The organism is Pedobacter sp. AC190 (assembly GCF_979258025.1).
Genome location: NZ_OZ409824.1, coordinates 3,133,396 through 3,148,876, shown reverse-complemented (window position 1 = coordinate 3,148,876; position 15,481 = coordinate 3,133,396). Strand labels below are relative to the sequence as shown.

Annotated in this window: 16 protein-coding genes; 14 read left to right on the top strand and 2 right to left on the bottom strand. The window is 35.6% G+C overall.

What is annotated here, in order from left to right:
* Positions 1-44 precede the first annotated feature (44 nt).
* From ACZZZI_RS13855 to ACZZZI_RS13815, 9 genes are all read left to right on the top strand, one after another.
* Positions 45-434 (top strand): DUF7793 family protein, encoded by a 390-nt coding sequence (locus ACZZZI_RS13855; protein WP_316756339.1) that lies wholly within the window; start codon positions 45-47, stop codon positions 432-434.
* A 106-nt stretch (positions 435-540) separates the two neighbouring features.
* Positions 541-2,490, top strand: coding sequence for a beta-N-acetylhexosaminidase (locus ACZZZI_RS13850; RefSeq protein WP_463489723.1), 1,950 nt, complete (start codon positions 541-543; stop codon positions 2,488-2,490).
* Positions 2,490-2,960 (top strand): CYTH domain-containing protein, encoded by a 471-nt coding sequence (locus ACZZZI_RS13845; RefSeq protein WP_316756335.1) that lies wholly within the window; start codon positions 2,490-2,492, stop codon positions 2,958-2,960. The genes ACZZZI_RS13850 and ACZZZI_RS13845 overlap by 1 nt, the downstream gene beginning before the upstream one ends.
* Positions 2,961-3,013: 53 nt before the next feature.
* Entirely contained in the window at positions 3,014-4,234 is a 1,221-nt protein-coding gene (locus ACZZZI_RS13840) for a hypothetical protein (RefSeq protein WP_316756333.1), read from the top strand.
* 270 nt (positions 4,235-4,504) lie between these two features.
* Positions 4,505-4,969: a BON domain-containing protein gene (locus ACZZZI_RS13835; RefSeq protein WP_316756331.1), complete on the top strand. Its 465-nt coding sequence runs from the start codon at positions 4,505-4,507 to the stop codon at positions 4,967-4,969.
* A gap of 8 nt (positions 4,970-4,977) precedes the next feature.
* Positions 4,978-5,400 (top strand): SH3 domain-containing protein, encoded by a 423-nt coding sequence (locus ACZZZI_RS13830; RefSeq protein WP_316756329.1) that lies wholly within the window; start codon positions 4,978-4,980, stop codon positions 5,398-5,400.
* A 162-nt stretch (positions 5,401-5,562) separates the two neighbouring features.
* Entirely contained in the window at positions 5,563-5,808 is a 246-nt protein-coding gene (locus ACZZZI_RS13825; protein WP_316756327.1) for a hypothetical protein, read from the top strand.
* Positions 5,808-6,575 carry a DUF3667 domain-containing protein gene (locus ACZZZI_RS13820; protein ID WP_463489722.1) on the top strand — a complete coding sequence of 256 codons (768 nt, stop codon included), beginning with the start codon at positions 5,808-5,810 and terminating at the stop codon, positions 6,573-6,575. The genes ACZZZI_RS13825 and ACZZZI_RS13820 overlap by 1 nt, the downstream gene beginning before the upstream one ends.
* 5 nt (positions 6,576-6,580) lie before the next feature.
* Entirely contained in the window at positions 6,581-6,769 is a 189-nt protein-coding gene (locus ACZZZI_RS13815) for a KOW motif-containing protein (protein WP_463489721.1), read from the top strand.
* A gap of 568 nt (positions 6,770-7,337) precedes the next feature.
* Here the strand turns inward: ACZZZI_RS13815 and uvrA are convergent.
* Positions 7,338-10,181 (bottom strand): excinuclease ABC subunit UvrA, encoded by a 2,844-nt coding sequence (uvrA, locus tag ACZZZI_RS13810; RefSeq protein ID WP_424058181.1) that lies wholly within the window; start codon positions 10,179-10,181, stop codon positions 7,338-7,340.
* Positions 10,182-10,292: 111 nt separating this feature from the next.
* Positions 10,293-11,348 carry a hypothetical protein gene (locus ACZZZI_RS13805; protein ID WP_463489720.1) on the bottom strand — a complete coding sequence of 352 codons (1,056 nt, stop codon included), beginning with the start codon at positions 11,346-11,348 and terminating at the stop codon, positions 10,293-10,295.
* 81 nt (positions 11,349-11,429) lie between these two features.
* On the opposite strand from ACZZZI_RS13805, the gene ACZZZI_RS13800 reads away from it, so the two are divergent.
* From ACZZZI_RS13800 to ACZZZI_RS13780, 5 genes are all read left to right on the top strand, one after another.
* Complete coding sequence (locus ACZZZI_RS13800) at positions 11,430-12,029, top strand: immunity protein Imm33 domain-containing protein (protein ID WP_463489719.1); 600 nt, start codon at positions 11,430-11,432, stop codon at positions 12,027-12,029.
* A gap of 195 nt (positions 12,030-12,224) precedes the next feature.
* The gene (locus ACZZZI_RS13795; RefSeq protein WP_463489718.1) at positions 12,225-12,803 is read left to right on the top strand and encodes a hypothetical protein; all 579 of its coding nucleotides are present in this window, start codon (positions 12,225-12,227) and stop codon (positions 12,801-12,803) included.
* A gap of 172 nt (positions 12,804-12,975) precedes the next feature.
* Positions 12,976-13,482 carry a hypothetical protein gene (locus ACZZZI_RS13790; protein ID WP_463489717.1) on the top strand — a complete coding sequence of 169 codons (507 nt, stop codon included), beginning with the start codon at positions 12,976-12,978 and terminating at the stop codon, positions 13,480-13,482.
* 985 nt (positions 13,483-14,467) lie between these two features.
* The gene (locus ACZZZI_RS13785) at positions 14,468-14,842 is read left to right on the top strand and encodes a hypothetical protein (protein WP_463489716.1); all 375 of its coding nucleotides are present in this window, start codon (positions 14,468-14,470) and stop codon (positions 14,840-14,842) included.
* 162 nt (positions 14,843-15,004) lie between these two features.
* Positions 15,005-15,415 carry a hypothetical protein gene (locus tag ACZZZI_RS13780; protein WP_463489715.1) on the top strand — a complete coding sequence of 137 codons (411 nt, stop codon included), beginning with the start codon at positions 15,005-15,007 and terminating at the stop codon, positions 15,413-15,415.
* The last annotated feature ends 66 nt before the right edge of the window (positions 15,416-15,481 follow it).

Here is a 15,481-nt window from a genome sequence, read left to right as displayed (position 1 = left end):
TAGAATTTTGAAACGGGTAAAAACTATTGTTAGCTAGAAAAAGAATGGAAAACATAAGAGACAATAACCTCATAGATGGAGAAATTGCAGATTATCTGTTAACTGATGAAGGAATACTAATTTCTTACAGCAAAAGTATTTTACGCACCGTTGAAAACATTTCTGCCAATGTAGCCCTTGTTAAAAAAATTACAAATGGCAAAAAAGTGCCTCTTCTTATTTACTTAAAAAACTCGCCCATTCCAGATCAGAAAACCCGTAAATTTTCGACTGAAAAACTTCCTGAAATTTACACCGCAATGGCGATGGTTTCTAAACCGGGCTTGGCCCAATTTATTATGAAGATACTTTTCAAATTCCAAAACCCGCCTATTCCAATGCAATCATTTACTGATGATAAAAAAGCCATGGAATGGTTAAGAAGATTTTTGTAATTTATATCTATCAGGGAGTAATTACTACTCAAACTCATCAACTCTAAATCTTTTTTAATAAATTGCCAATTAATACTTTTTCAGTTAAACCACAGTTACATATTTAATGAAAAGAATATTCGTGATGCTATCGTGCTGCATTTTTGCAGTTAATACATATGCTCAATCCATCGTTTCAGAAACAGAAATCGGAGAATCTGAAAGTGCCATTTCGAAAACACCAATAGCCATCATTCCCGAACCTGTTTCATTAATGAAAAAAGCAGGAACTTTTATCTTACCAGAAAATGTAAGTATTCTGGCAAGCAAAAGTGGCGAATTAAAACAATCAATTGAGTTTTTATCGCAAAGAATAACAACGGCAACAGGGAAATTTGTAAGTACTCCAGCAAATGCTGCACATCCTACCATAAAACTAATACTGAACACAAGTGAAGATGTTCAGCTTGGTTTAGAAGGCTACAAATTAAATGTAAATCCTACACAAATTGTAATTACAGCCAATAAGCCTGCTGGTATATTTTGGGGTGTTCAGTCTTTAATTCAACTTTTCCCTGCCGAAATAGAAAGTAAAGAATTAGTAAAAAACATAAAGTGGATAGCACCATGCGTTGATGTAATTGATTATCCAAAATTGGGATGGAGAGGTTTAATGTTCGATGTAGCCCGTCACTTTTTCACCAAGCAAGAAGTAAAGCAATTTATTGATGATATGGTTCGCTATAAATTCAATTTATTACACTTACATCTTGCCGATGATGAGGGATGGAGAATTGAAATTAAAGGCTTACCAAAATTAACCGAGGTTGGTGCATGGAGTGTTCAAAAAGTAGGCACCTTTGGCGATTTTATACCACCTACGGCTGATGAACCTCGAACTTACGGTGGCTTTTACACGCAAGAAGACATCAAAGAATTGGTACAATATGCACAAGAACGCTTTGTAAATATTTTACCAGAAATTGATGTACCAGGCCACAGTTTAGCCATTATTGCCTCATATCCTGAATTATCCTGCACACCTGATGCAGTAAATTATAAAGTACGTTCGGGCGAAAAAATTATGGACTGGAGTCGTGGAGCACCACCAATTGCGCTGGTAGATAACACACTTTGTCCTGCAAACGAAAAAGTTTATGGCTTTTTAGATACTGTACTAACTCAAATTGCCCAGCTTTTCCCTTTCGAGTACATCCATATGGGTGGCGATGAGGCCTCGCATAATTTCTGGGAAAAGAATGATCAAATAAAAGCATTAATGCAACGTGAAGGCTTGAAAACCATCCCGCAAGTTCAGGCTTATTTTGAAAAACGTGTAGAGCAAATTGTAATATCAAAAGGTAAAAAATTTATGGGATGGGATGAAATACTCGAAGGAGGTGTTTCGCCAACCGCCGCAGTAATGAGTTGGAGAGGTATGAAATATGGTATCCAGGCAGCTAACGATAAACATAATGTTGTAATGAGCCCAACAGATTTTGCTTATTTGGATTATATGCAGGCCGATGTTATTACGGAACCAAGAGTTTATGCTTCTTTACGTTTAAATAAAGCTTATCAGTTTAACCCAGTTCCAGCAAGTGTTAATGCCAAATATGTTATCGGCGGACAAGCAAACCTGTGGACAGAGCAAATATTTAATTTCCGCCAGGTACAGTATATGGTTTGGCCTCGTGCTTTTGCCATTTCAGAATCCGTTTGGAGCCCAATAGAAAAGAAAAACTGGACTAATTTTGTTGAGCGTACAGAAGAACAATTTAAACGTTTAGATTTAGCTGAGGTAAAATATTCTCCAGCCATTTACGATCCAATTATATCTGTTAAACGCTCACCAGATAAGCAATTAATGATTGAGCTAACGCCAGAAATTGATGGATTGGATATTTACTACAGCTTTGACAACTCTACCCCCGATCGCTTTTACCCAAAATACACCAGCGCGTTAGTACCGCCAAAAGATGCTAGTATGTTGCGTATAATTACCTACAGAGGCAAACAACCGATTGGCCGATTAATTAGTTTACCAGTTGGTGATTTACAGAAAAGAGCAAAATAATGGGGCAAGAAATAGAACGCAAATTTTTAATCAATTTATCTGAATGGGAAAAACTTGACAAACCAGCAGGAAAACATTTCAGACAAGGTTATATTTTAACTGATCCCGAAAAAACGATTCGGGTTCGAAAAACTGAAACAGCAGGTTGGTTAACCATCAAGGGCATTTCTGTTGGGGCAACAAGGTTAGAGTATGAATACGAAATTCCGTTAAAAGAAGCCGAAGAACTGCTAGATAATTTTTCGGAAAATGAATTAGAAAAAATTCGACACGAAATTGTTCACGCCAATAAACTTTGGGAAGTTGATGTATTTTTAGGCGATAATGAAGGCTTAATCGTTGCAGAAATCGAACTTCTATCAGAAAATGAACCATTCGAAATACCCAATTGGATTACAGAAGAAGTAACCCACGAAAAAAAATACTACAACTCCAATTTAACAAAACATCCTTTTAAAGAATGGGAATAATAGTATCTTAGTTATTAAAAATCTAAAAATCCAGTATAAACTAAATCCCTAAAATGGAAAAACGCTACTCACTTTTTATCTTATCAATAATTGTAATTAACCTATGCCTCAGTGGCTGCAAAAAAAACAAAGAAAGTTATCAATTACAAAATGTTACTGGCCACGTTCAAAAAGGTCCATTTGTAAATGGCACATCGATTAGTATTTTCGATTTACAACAAGATCTTTCAGCAACAGGTAAATCTTTTAATGTTCAAATACTGGATAATAAAGGAACTTTTGAGTTAAATAACATGCCACTAACTTCGCAATATGCGAGTTTGCGTGCAGATGGTTTTTACTTTAACGAAATAACAGGACAGCAATCTATTGCCCAAATTACACTCTACGCATTAACGGATATCACCTCAAAAACTAATATCAATGTTAATATATTAACAACATTAGAAAAATCGCGAATTGAATATTTGGTTAAAAATGGTAAAGCATTTGGTGACGCCAAAGCACAGGCTCAAAAAGAAATCCTAGCCATTTTCAATATCACTAAAAACGATGTTAAAAGCTCTGAAAACATGGACATTTCGAGCTCAGGCGAAGATAATGCTATACTATTAGCAATCTCATCAATTATTCAGGGATATCGAACGGAAAGCGAAATGACAGAATTAATTTCAAATATTAGTTCTGATATAAGAGAAGATGGATTTTTAAATAGCAGTGCTACTTCTTCCGCGTTAATTAATCACGCCGTTAGTTTAGATACCTTATCGATAAAAGCGAATTTGAGCAAGCGTTATAGCGATCTTGGCACAAATGCAAGCATCCCAAACTTTGGTAAATACTTAACAAACTTTATAACTAAGTCTAATTTTATAATTACTAACACCGTTATCAATTATCCTGAAAATGGGTTATATGGGACAAATATTCTTGCCTTAAACAAAACTAATTACGTTTCGGGCTCTACTCCTCAGCAAAGCGGGTGGTTTGGATTTGCTGCATTAGCACCGAAAGGCTCAAAATTAACGATTAAAATTAGTGGGATTTCAGCTGTTACTGGAATGTCCGGATGGTCTTATGCGGTTTCATTCGTAGAAAATTGGGTGATACAACAATATAATAGCAGTAATATTACTCAAATATTCAGCATAAATGAATATGGTAAAGCTTCGAATTTAAGGATGATTTTTAACAAGGGAACTTATAAAATCGAATATTTCGAGTCCAATTCCACGACACCTACTCGCCAGAAAATTATTAATGTAGATCTATAATTTCTACACCTCAAATTACAAGTTTCTTGTTTTTACCTTTTGGTAGCGCAATAAAAAAGGTTCGCATTATACGCGAACCTTTCTTTTAAGATTTAACCATTTTTTCACTAACTAACTAATGTGAATAAAAAAACCTTTAAGTTTTATTTCGTTTAAAACTCATTTCATATATTAGTTGCTTCATAAATCGTCCCTTGATTAGTGAATTAAAAGTGTTAGCAATAGCACATTTATTTCAATTTGCTTTTAATAAAATCAATATAAAAGAGGATGAAAACAACTAAATTTTTAATGAGTGCGGTTATCGCAGCGACGCTATTCTTAGCCAGCTGTAAACCAAAGGATGCAGATATCCAGGCTGCAGTTCAGGCTAAAGAACCTGCAGGGATTACAGTTGTCGTTGCAAAAGGCGATGTTACGTTAACAGGTGAAGTAGCAGATGATGCTGCCAAAGCTAAGGCCGAAGAAATAGCCAAAGCCGAAAAGGGTGTTAAATCTGTTATTAACAGCTTAACAATTAAACCTGCACAAGCTCCTGTAGTTATTTCGGAAGACACAACATTAACTAAAAATGTTGCTGATGCTACCAAAGATTTCCCAACGGTAAAAACGGAAGTTAAAGATGGTGTGGTAATTCTTACAGGCGAAATTAAAAAAGCTTCGTTAATTACCTTAATGCAACATCTAAGTGCGTTAAAACCTAAGAAAATCGAAAATAAATTAACTGTAAAATAACCTGAACAATGGCACTACAAGACAAATATAAAGCATTAACCGATGCGGCAATTGCTGCAGGTATAACTGATTTAGCTGTACGCGAACATGATGGTATTTTATATGTTGATGGAACAGCAGCCGATGGCGCAACAAAAGATAATCTTTGGGAAATTTACAATCAAATCGACCCGAACTTTACCTCTGGTGATTTAGTTTTAAACGTAAACGTTGCTATTGATGTTGCGGTTACCCACGCAAAAGTTATTACCCAAAGCAGCAACTTAAACATTCGCAAAGGGCCAGGAACCGACCAGCCAATTGTTGGTAAGGCTGCACATAATGAAGTTATTACTCTCGTAAATCGCAGTAATGATTTATGGTGGTTAGTACGTACAAATGACGGCGAAGAGGGCTATTGCTACGCTCAATACCTAGAGCCACAAGCTTAATCTATTGCTAATTTAACAAATCCGCAGCCTTAAAACTGCGGATTTTTTTTGTTCTTTAAATTCAAGAAACCCGCGTTGTTAGAAACATGAATCTAGATTATATAGGAATATATTTGAACTTTTATTAAATTCGGCAACTGTTCAGGAAAACCAAACTATTTTATGAAAAATAATTTATCAGACCAAAGTCTCGAATTTTTAATAAAACAAAGAAATTTGTTAAAAGGCGTAGCAATAGGATTTGGCATCGTATTACTTTTAGCGTTTGGCATTTTTGCGTATGTAGCAATTGAGAAGAAAAATTTTGCACTACTTGCTATTTTTCCAGCCAGCATGATTACAATGCTTCCCATTCTTTTAAGATTTGGACAAATAAATAAAGAAATAAAATCAAGACAAACTAACTAGTGAATTCAAACGCTCCATTAGCCCACCATAACTGCTTAAACTGCAACAACGAAGTAATTGATAAATATTGCGAAAGCTGCGGACAGAAATCGACTACACATCGTTATTCTTTAATACATTTTATTGAACACGATTTCGTACATGGCGTTTGGCATGTAGATAAAGGCATTTTATATACCATTAAGGAGCTGTTCACCAGACCAGGACATAGCGTAAGAGAGTTTATTCAGGGTAAGAGAGCACGGCTCTTTAACTTTGTAACGCTGATCATGATTATTTTAACAGTTTCAACTCTCTTAGCACCTTATATACATATCCGTTTGACTGATATTATGCCAAAGAATATTCAGGCGACCATGGGTGAAATTGAAAAATTCAGTACCAAGTATCCAAAATTAATGGTGCTTATATTAATCCCTTTTTATTCTTTATTTAGCTTTGTATGGTTTAAAAAAGCAAAATTAAATTACAGCGAACACCTGGTTTTAAATTCCTACAAAACATCTGTAGAATTAATTATTGGATTGCTATTTTCTATATTAACAATTTTTTACACCAACCCCACAAGCTTGTTTATTATTTATTATGTTTTTGTGGGTTTAGGAGGAATGATTTATTCAGTTTGGTTTTACAGCCAATTCTTTTCACGATACGGCTATTCTAACAAGGCTGCAGTTTTCAGAGCAATTATGATTCCTGTATCCTATTTATTTCTTTCGGCATTTGTTGGATTTGCAATTGCCATTGTATCTAAGTTAATTAAATAACTATAATGAATCAAACTACCATTGACCTAAAGGACGGTAATCAATGCAAGGTGATTGCTGGAACGCATAAAGGCAAATCGGGAACGGTTAGAGATATCAACACCAGTAAAACTGGCCATATCACAATTACAGTTGAGCAAATCGACAGTGTGCGTTTTAAAACGCTTGCAAGAAATGTTGAGGTAATTGATTAAATGCCCATTCCTCGGTTGCAATCATAATTAATTTCATTCCAAATATTGTCTGTCTGAGCGAAGTCGAAGACTTTAACCTATCGGTTGCTATAGCACCGACCGAAACATAAATAGTATTACAGACTTCAGTATAATAAACCCGACAGAAACGATTTCAACTATCGGTTGGTATCTCACCGACCGAAACATAATTCGTTTTACAGACTTCGATACAATAAACGCGACAAAAACAGTTCCGATTTTTTAACTGTAAGTTGGTGCCTCACCGACCGAAATATAAATAGTACTACAAGCTTCGATACAATAAACCCGACAGAAACGGTTTTAACTATCGGTTGGTGTCTCACCGACCGAAACATAAATAGTATTACAGACTTCAGTATACTAAACCCGACAGAAACGATTCCGATTTTTCATCGGATAAGTGTATGGCGGGATTTTCGGAACCGATGGAAACCCGAACCCTGCTTTCCAAAAAAATAGACATCGTTTAAATTTTAGTTGATAAAACTGAGATGTAGAATTACACTAAGCTTTCTGATTTCGCAGAAAGCTCAGTATGTTCAGACTAAAGTCCCATTTCTTTTTTAAGGAACTTACCCGTTAAGCTAATCGGATTCTGGATTAAACCTTCTGGCGTGCCTTCAAACAAAATCCTGCCACCACCAGCGCCGCCTTCTTCACCCAAATCGATAACCCAATCGGCAACTTTAACCACATCTAAATTGTGCTCAATTACCAAAATGGTATTGCCTTTATCTACCAGTTCTTGTAGAACGCCCAGAAGCACATTTATATCTTCAAAATGCAGCCCTGTAGTTGGTTCATCTAAAATATAGAACGTTTTACCTGTATCCTTTTTCGAAAGTTCGGTAGCCAGCTTAACCCTTTGTGCTTCGCCGCCCGATAAGGTTACCGACGACTGCCCTAAAGTAATGTAGCCCAAACCAACATCTTTAAGCGTTTTGATTTTACGATAGATGATCGGAATGTGTTCAAAGTAAACACAAGCATCTTCGATACTCATATCCAAAACATCGCTGATTGATTTCCCACGATAACGAACTTCAAGTGTTTCACGGTTGTATCTTTTACCACCACATTCTTCGCAAGGCACTTGTACATCAGGAAGGAAGTTCATCTCAATAACCTTCATTCCCCCACCCTGACAAGTTTCGCAACGGCCACCTTTAACATTGAAAGAGAAGCGACCTGGTTTATAACCACGAATTTTAGCTTCAGGTAGTTGAACAAAAAGGTTTCTGATGTCAGAAAAAACACCTGTATATGTCGAAGGGTTTGAACGCGGTGTTCTGCCAATCGGCGCCTGGTCGATTTCAATTACCTTATCAATTTCTTTTAACCCCGAAATTTTCTCGTAAGGAAGCGGTGTTTTCTTTGCTCTGAAAAAATGGTGATTTAATATCGGATATAAGGTTTCGGTAATTAAACTCGATTTGCCACTCCCCGAAACACCAGTAACTGCGATAAATTTACCTAAAGGAAAATCGATCGAAACATCTTTTAAATTGTGTCCGCTCGCTTTAATTATCGATAATTTATGACCATTACCTTTACGCCTTGTTTTTGGCGTTTCGATACTTTTTTTACCATTTAAATATGCAGCCGTAAGCGTATTCGATTTCAGAATTTGCTTCGCCGTACCTTCAGCAACGATCTGTCCGCCATGAATACCAGCTCCAGGACCAACATCAATTACCCAATCAGCCTCCAAAATCATATCCTTATCGTGTTCTACCACCAAAACGGTGTTTCCTAAATCACGTAAGTTTTTCAAAGCATTAATTAAACGTTCGTTATCTCTTTGGTGCAAACCGATACTTGGCTCATCAAGAATATACATCACATTCATTAACTGCGAACCAATTTGCGTAGCCAAACGAATACGCTGTGCCTCGCCACCCGAAAGCGTTCTTGCCGTACGATCTAAAGTTAAATATGTTAAACCTACATCGGTTAAAAAACCAATACGGGCTTTAATCTCCTTTAAAATTTCTTTTGCAATTATATTTTGCCTGTCTGACAAACGCTCATCGACATTTTCGAACCATTTAAAGAGGTTGTTAATATCCATTGATGACAGCTCGAAAATATTCATGCCATCTACTTTAAAATGCAAACTTTCTTTCTTCAATCTTGCGCCATTACACTCTGGGCAGGTTTTCAGTTTGCGGAAAGTATCCATATCATCAACTGCAGATTCGCTTCTCTTTTCGTTCTGCTCTTCGAGCATTTTTATAATCCCATCGAAAGTGATGTTATAATTCTGAACATTCCATTTGTTGTATTCTACTTCAACCTTAATTAAATCGGGCGAACCGTTTAATATAATATTGATGATGTCATCGCTTAGCTTTTCGATTGGCGTTGACAAAGAGAAGTTATATTTTTTGGAAAGCGATTTTAAAACCTGAAACATCCAGGTATCGCGGTATTCGCCTAAGGGCGCTAAGCCACCATTTAAAATGCTCAGTTTTGGATTCGGCATAACCGATTCCTTATCCACTACAAAAATATAACCCAAGCCGTCGCAACGTTCGCAAGCGCCATAAGGCGAGTTAAACGAAAAACTGTTGGGCTGAGGTTCATCGTAAGAAATACCCGTAGTTGGGCACATTAAAAACTTACTAAAGTGTGCTACGTTATTATCCTTATCGCTAATTTTAATAACACCTTTACCCATTTTCATGGCCGTTTGTAAAGAATCTAAAAGACGTTTCTTATCTTTTTCATCAATAATTAAACGATCGATAACTACTTCTATATCGTGAATTTTATAACGATCGACTTGCATTTTAGCCGTTATGTCTTTGATTTCGCCATCTACACGCACCTTAACATAACCTTGCTTGCGGATTTGCTCAAAAAGCTCGCGGTAATGTCCTTTTCTTCCCTTAACTACTGGAGCAAGGATATTAACAGCAGCACCATCAAACTTTTTATAAATGTTTTGCAGAATCTGGTCTTCGCTCATGCGCTCCATTTTCTCGCCAGTGTTGTAAGAAAAAGCATCGGCAACACGGGCATAAAGCAAACGCATAAAATCATAAATCTCGGTAATGGTACCAACAGTAGAGCGTGGATTTTTGCTCGTTGTTTTTTGCTCAATGGCAATAACTGGACTTAAACCCGAAACCTTATCAACATCTGGGCGCTCCATACCGCCCATAAACTGGCGACTATAAGCACTAAATGTTTCCATATAGCGACGTTGTCCTTCTGCATAAATGGTATCGAAAGCCAATGATGATTTTCCGCTCCCACTCAATCCAGTAATTACGACCAGTTGATTTCGTGGGAAGCTAACATCAATATTTTTTAAATTATGTACCCTCGCACCATATACTTCTACATCTTTTTGCTCGCCGAGGTCGATAGATTTATTGCTCATATTTGTTGAAAAGTTGGGAAGAAACTTTGCCTTAAAAAAGACAGAATTTCAATCCGCAAAAATGCTAAAAATTTTATCAAAATGAAAGTGTAATCCAATCTGTATTAAGGATTAATTGTCATAATGTCGATGTCGGTTTCTAAGAAATCCAGACGATACTCCAAAACGCAAATAGCCATAATGGTCTTTAAAATAAATGTTGTAATTGTCTTCCCCATAATAGCCCGCAGCAGCCATTAAAAACACATTATTCATAAAAGGGAAACTATAATTAAAGGCAATTTCTGCGTTTAATCGTTTTTGAATATTGCCAATATTTTTTTCTGGGATTTTATTTATAGCGTAGCTGAATTCGGCATTCAATCGCCAGGTTTCTTTTTCTTCTTTACGGTTACCTTTAATTTTCGATTTCTTTTCAATTTCATCATACCGTCTTAGCGAGAAATTATACAACAATCTGGTAAAACCGAAACCATCATCGAGAACTGGCTCGTACCTGAACCATTTATGCCAAAGTAAACCCACACGATGGTTTAAAGAATAATAACTTTCATCTGCTCTTATTGGTGTAAAGTTCCCAAATCGATAAGAAAGTGTTAAGTAATTCGCATTGAAATTGCCCGTTCTGGTGTTAATACTACCGTCCTCATTCCTTGCCGATACATCTTGCCCATTAGAGTGATGTGCAAAAGCGAGTTCTGCATATTTATAATGTTCGGGGTTGGCATTAAGACGGGCATAGCCAGAAAAGCCCAAACGGTAACTTGGCGTACGTACACCTGCCGAAAACTCGTTACGTACACGAACCGTAAAATCGGGATTAATAGAAACTGCAACAGGCGATTTATAACTTCCCAGCAACATATATGTTGTAGTTAAGCGACCATTAATAACATATTTTGTGGGTGCTCCAATTTCGCCTCCTGGTGAAGTATAAGCCAAATCGGCGTTTTCTTTATATAATATCGTGAATGCTTTATTTGCAAATTCTCGCTTCCGAATCAGCGAATCCTGATCTGCAACCTGAGCAGAAACGAATAGTACAGCGCAATTAAAAAATAGTAGCGAGAGGAAATGTTTTTTCATTAACCAATAAACGTTGGTTATGGCATAACGGTTTTGTATTTTTAGAATTGATTTTACACAGACGATAATTAAGTTAAACATTTATATTCGTTTATAAATGTTTAAGAAATAATGTAGTTGCGTAAAGCTAGATGTTGGCAGTAATTTTAGAAACGACCCGAAATGAAAGTAACAAGACAAAATTTAATAGAACTTTGCGACAGTTTTTTAGAAAATAAAATTGACAAAACCGCAATTCAAAATTTTGCTTGGACTGCAATTAGCGATGATGATTTCGAATGGGACGAAGACGACATTATTTCAGACACAATTTTTGAATGGGATAACGAAGACATTAATTTTGAAATTAACAAAACAAATGTTTCACTTTGGAAAAAACGTTTATTGACTGAAAAAGACGATTTGCTAATTCATAATAATTGGAATGTACACATTGAAGCACAAAAAGAAATTTGCGAAAAAAGTAACTCAACTTGGAAACCAATCAATAAGAAATTAAATATCGGAGTTTCAACAAACCTTGAAAAAGACCCAATTAATGGACTAAGACATCCAGCAGAAAAAGGAACAACGGGTTGGTTTATTTGGACAGGCGAATATTCCGAAGCAGACGATTTTTTCCAACCAATATGTGCAGAACATTTGCTACAACAAAGACCAGAAATAATTAAGTATTTAGGACTTGACGTTGGATTTAGATTTTTATCTGACAGTAAAGGTTACGAAGATATTTGGTATGACGAAAAACTTAAAAACATATAAGAGCGAATAAAAAAACTACTGCCAACAAGGGTTTTGCAATAGTGGGGCGAAACTGCAAAGTTCAACGGCAATTCTTCGGTTCAACTTTTGTGCAAAATTGAAGATTTGTGCTTCGATTGCCCCACCATCGCAAAGCCCCGAAACGTTAGCAGAAAGCATAACGACCGACACCGTAAAAACAAACAAAACAATATAATGGAAAAAATACCTACAATCTTTGACAGAAATTGGGAGACCAATCGAAAAGTAAATGAGAAATTAGTTGTCGAACATTTTGACTTTGACAACTCTATTGCAACAGAAAAGTTAGACGGAACAAATGTTCGTGTGACAGTTAGAAACCACATTGTTGTTAGAGTAGAAAAACGTAGAAATCCTGACAAGATTCAAAAGGCGAAAGGAATAGTTGACCCTTGGTATGTGGACGCTGACGAAATGGATAAAGCAGACGGCTATATTTTTGACGCAGTTAATAACACAGACTTTACTTCTGTTCCAGACGGAGAATGGAGTGCAGAAGCATTAGGAGAAAAAATCCAAGGCAACCCTCTAAACCTTGTTGGACATATATTGTTTATATTCTCAATTCCTGAATGGTGCGAAAAAGTAAAATATGACAACGTGCCAACAGACTTTGAAGGTTTAAAAAAATGGCTTCCTGAACAAAAAACAAAGTTTGGGAACGACACAGGAATTGAAGGTATTGTTTGGCACAACTTGAAAACAGGAGAAATGTGTAAAATAAAAATTAAAGACTTTGACTTCAAAGGATAGAAGAATGCCATCTGCTAACAAGGGTTTTGCAATAGTGGGGCGAAACTGCAAAGTTCTTCGGTAGTTCTTCTGTTTAACTTTTGTGCAAAATTAAAGATTTGTGCTTCGATTGCCCCCGCCATCGCAAAGCCCCGAAACGTTGTACGCAATTTTAAAAAAAATCACGCCAAATATGGGAATAACAATTCACTTTGAAGGAAAACTTAAAGATGAGGAACATTACAATTTGCTTATAAAAAAAGTGATTGAATATTCTGAGTTTCACAATTGGACTTTTTTTGAATCCCAAAATGAATTAAAAAAATTAGAAAGAGTAAAAAACGAAGAAGATTGGGATTATGTAGGCGCAACAAAAGGCATTCAAGTACAACCACACGAAAATTCCGAACCTTTAATTTTTGAGTTTGATAAAGATTTGTACGTTCAAGAATATTGTAAAACTCAATTTTCAAATATTGAAACTCATATTAAAATTATTGATTTATTAAATGTTATCGAAAATTATTTTTCAAATCTTGAAATTTTTGATGAAGGCGAATATTGTGAAACAAAAAATGAGATTTTACTAAAAGAACATTGGGACAATTTTTTTAGTGCAATGGACGAAGCTATTGAAGAAAATAATAATTTGCAAGGACCGTTTAAATTGGAAAACGGTAGAATAATTGACTTGATGTGAAAAAAAACTGCGCACAACAACGGTTTTGCAATAGTGGCGCGAAACTGCAAAGTTCAACGGTATTTCTTCGGTTCAACTTTGTGCAAAATTGAAGATCCGTGCTTCGATTGCCCCACCATCGCAAAGCCCCGAAACGTTAGGCACCATACTAGTCGCCCTAACCCATAGCAAAATAAAGGCGGCTAATCAGACTGAACAACTAATCAATGAAAGACACGAATAATATGACTATAAAGATTAAAATGTCTAAACAGAATGGTGATAAAAGAGTCAATTTATACAGTTTGTTTTTAGGTATAATTTTGATGGCACTTTTAATCACATTATGCTTTACTACTACATTTTTCCTATGGTTTATAGAAGGTACTGACCTGCTCCTTTTAGTATTATGGATAGGAATTCCTTCAACATTAATATCGTGGTTTATGATCAAAAGAAGTTATTATAAAATAAGTTTCAACGATGAAAATGTAAGGCTACATAGTCTAATTCCTTTCGTCAGTAGGAACATCGAATATTCAGATATAATAAAAGTTTTTATAGATAATGCATCTAATAAAAGGAGAATAGAGACTATAAATGAGTTTTTTGAAATTAATAACGCAGATGTAGCTAGTTTAAGACTAATCTGTAATCAGAAACTATTGAAGATGACCGTGCATAACGTCGCCTAACAAAGGTTTTACAAAATTGGCGGAAAATTCATCTTCAACCTGTTATATTGCATAGGAATTAAACGTAACTGCCAACTTCGTAAAGCCTCGGGGCGTTATGTCCAATTATAAGACGACAGAATGCTAATTGAAAATAAAGGAATAAAGACAGGCACTTTTTACATACCCCCGTTCCACCTGAACGTGGGAGAAATCGTTGTTTTGTATTTATTCAATGGACAACATTTTAACGAGACAGAAATGTTTCTCAAAGACATTTTTTGTGGTAAGACAAAAGACGAAAATGTTATTGTGCATAAAAATTGACATTTGTGGAGCATTTTATTGAACCGAAACTAAGACGGCTTTTTTATCCAGTGACAGTTGGAGAATACTTAAAAAAGAATTCAAATATAGACAATCCATATGCGACAAAAATTTATGAAATTAATTGGATAAACGAAAAGACAAAAGTCAATACACTCGCTGGAAATCCAAGGCGATTGCTAAGTTTATACGCTACACTTTCAAAGACTGACAATATTATTTTTGACGTAGCCGGACAAGACCCAAAAGGAGCAGAAGAAACGTACGAAATAGTTAAAGACGTATTGAAAAAAGGTGGTTCAGCAATTTTACTCGACTGTTTTGAGGATATGAAAAACGACTGTACAAAATATATCGAACTACAATGGATGAAAGAATAACTGGGCATAACAGGCGTTTGGCAAAAAAGCGGGTTCAGTGCTTAAATGAAGCTTTTTGCTTCTTATCAAGTTTAGTGCTGGCAGACATTTTAGTGCTTCGAATTCCGCTTCTTCGCAAAGCCCCGAAACGTTGTGCGTCATATTACAGAAACACCATTGAGAATGGAACAAAAAGAATTTACAGATTATGTTATTTCAAAAATAGTTGCCGAATTTCCACAGCTTAAAGACTTCTGTACTGTTAAACCAAATGATATAATTGACATTGATTATAAAAGTAAAAAAGGGAATGTTACATTTTGGTTGACAACACAGGATAAAGAAATTACGATTGGATTTTCAGGTTTGACAGAATGCGACTGGCATACTCATATGAGTTTATTTGAAGCCAATTTACCAAACGAAGAAATAGAAGTCGCTATTAAATTTATGAAGAATTTATTTAGTGATAAATTGAACATTATTTATTCCAATTTTCGTGGTTATTTTCACATAGATAATGAAAATGAAACAAAAGTTGACGAACAAGAAAAAGGAGAAATTTTTGAAACTTTTAAATGGACAAATTTATAAATCTAGCAATGAGCGAAACGGACGAACTAATTTGTTGTTTTTGTGGAGAGAGTTTGTAAGCTCCCC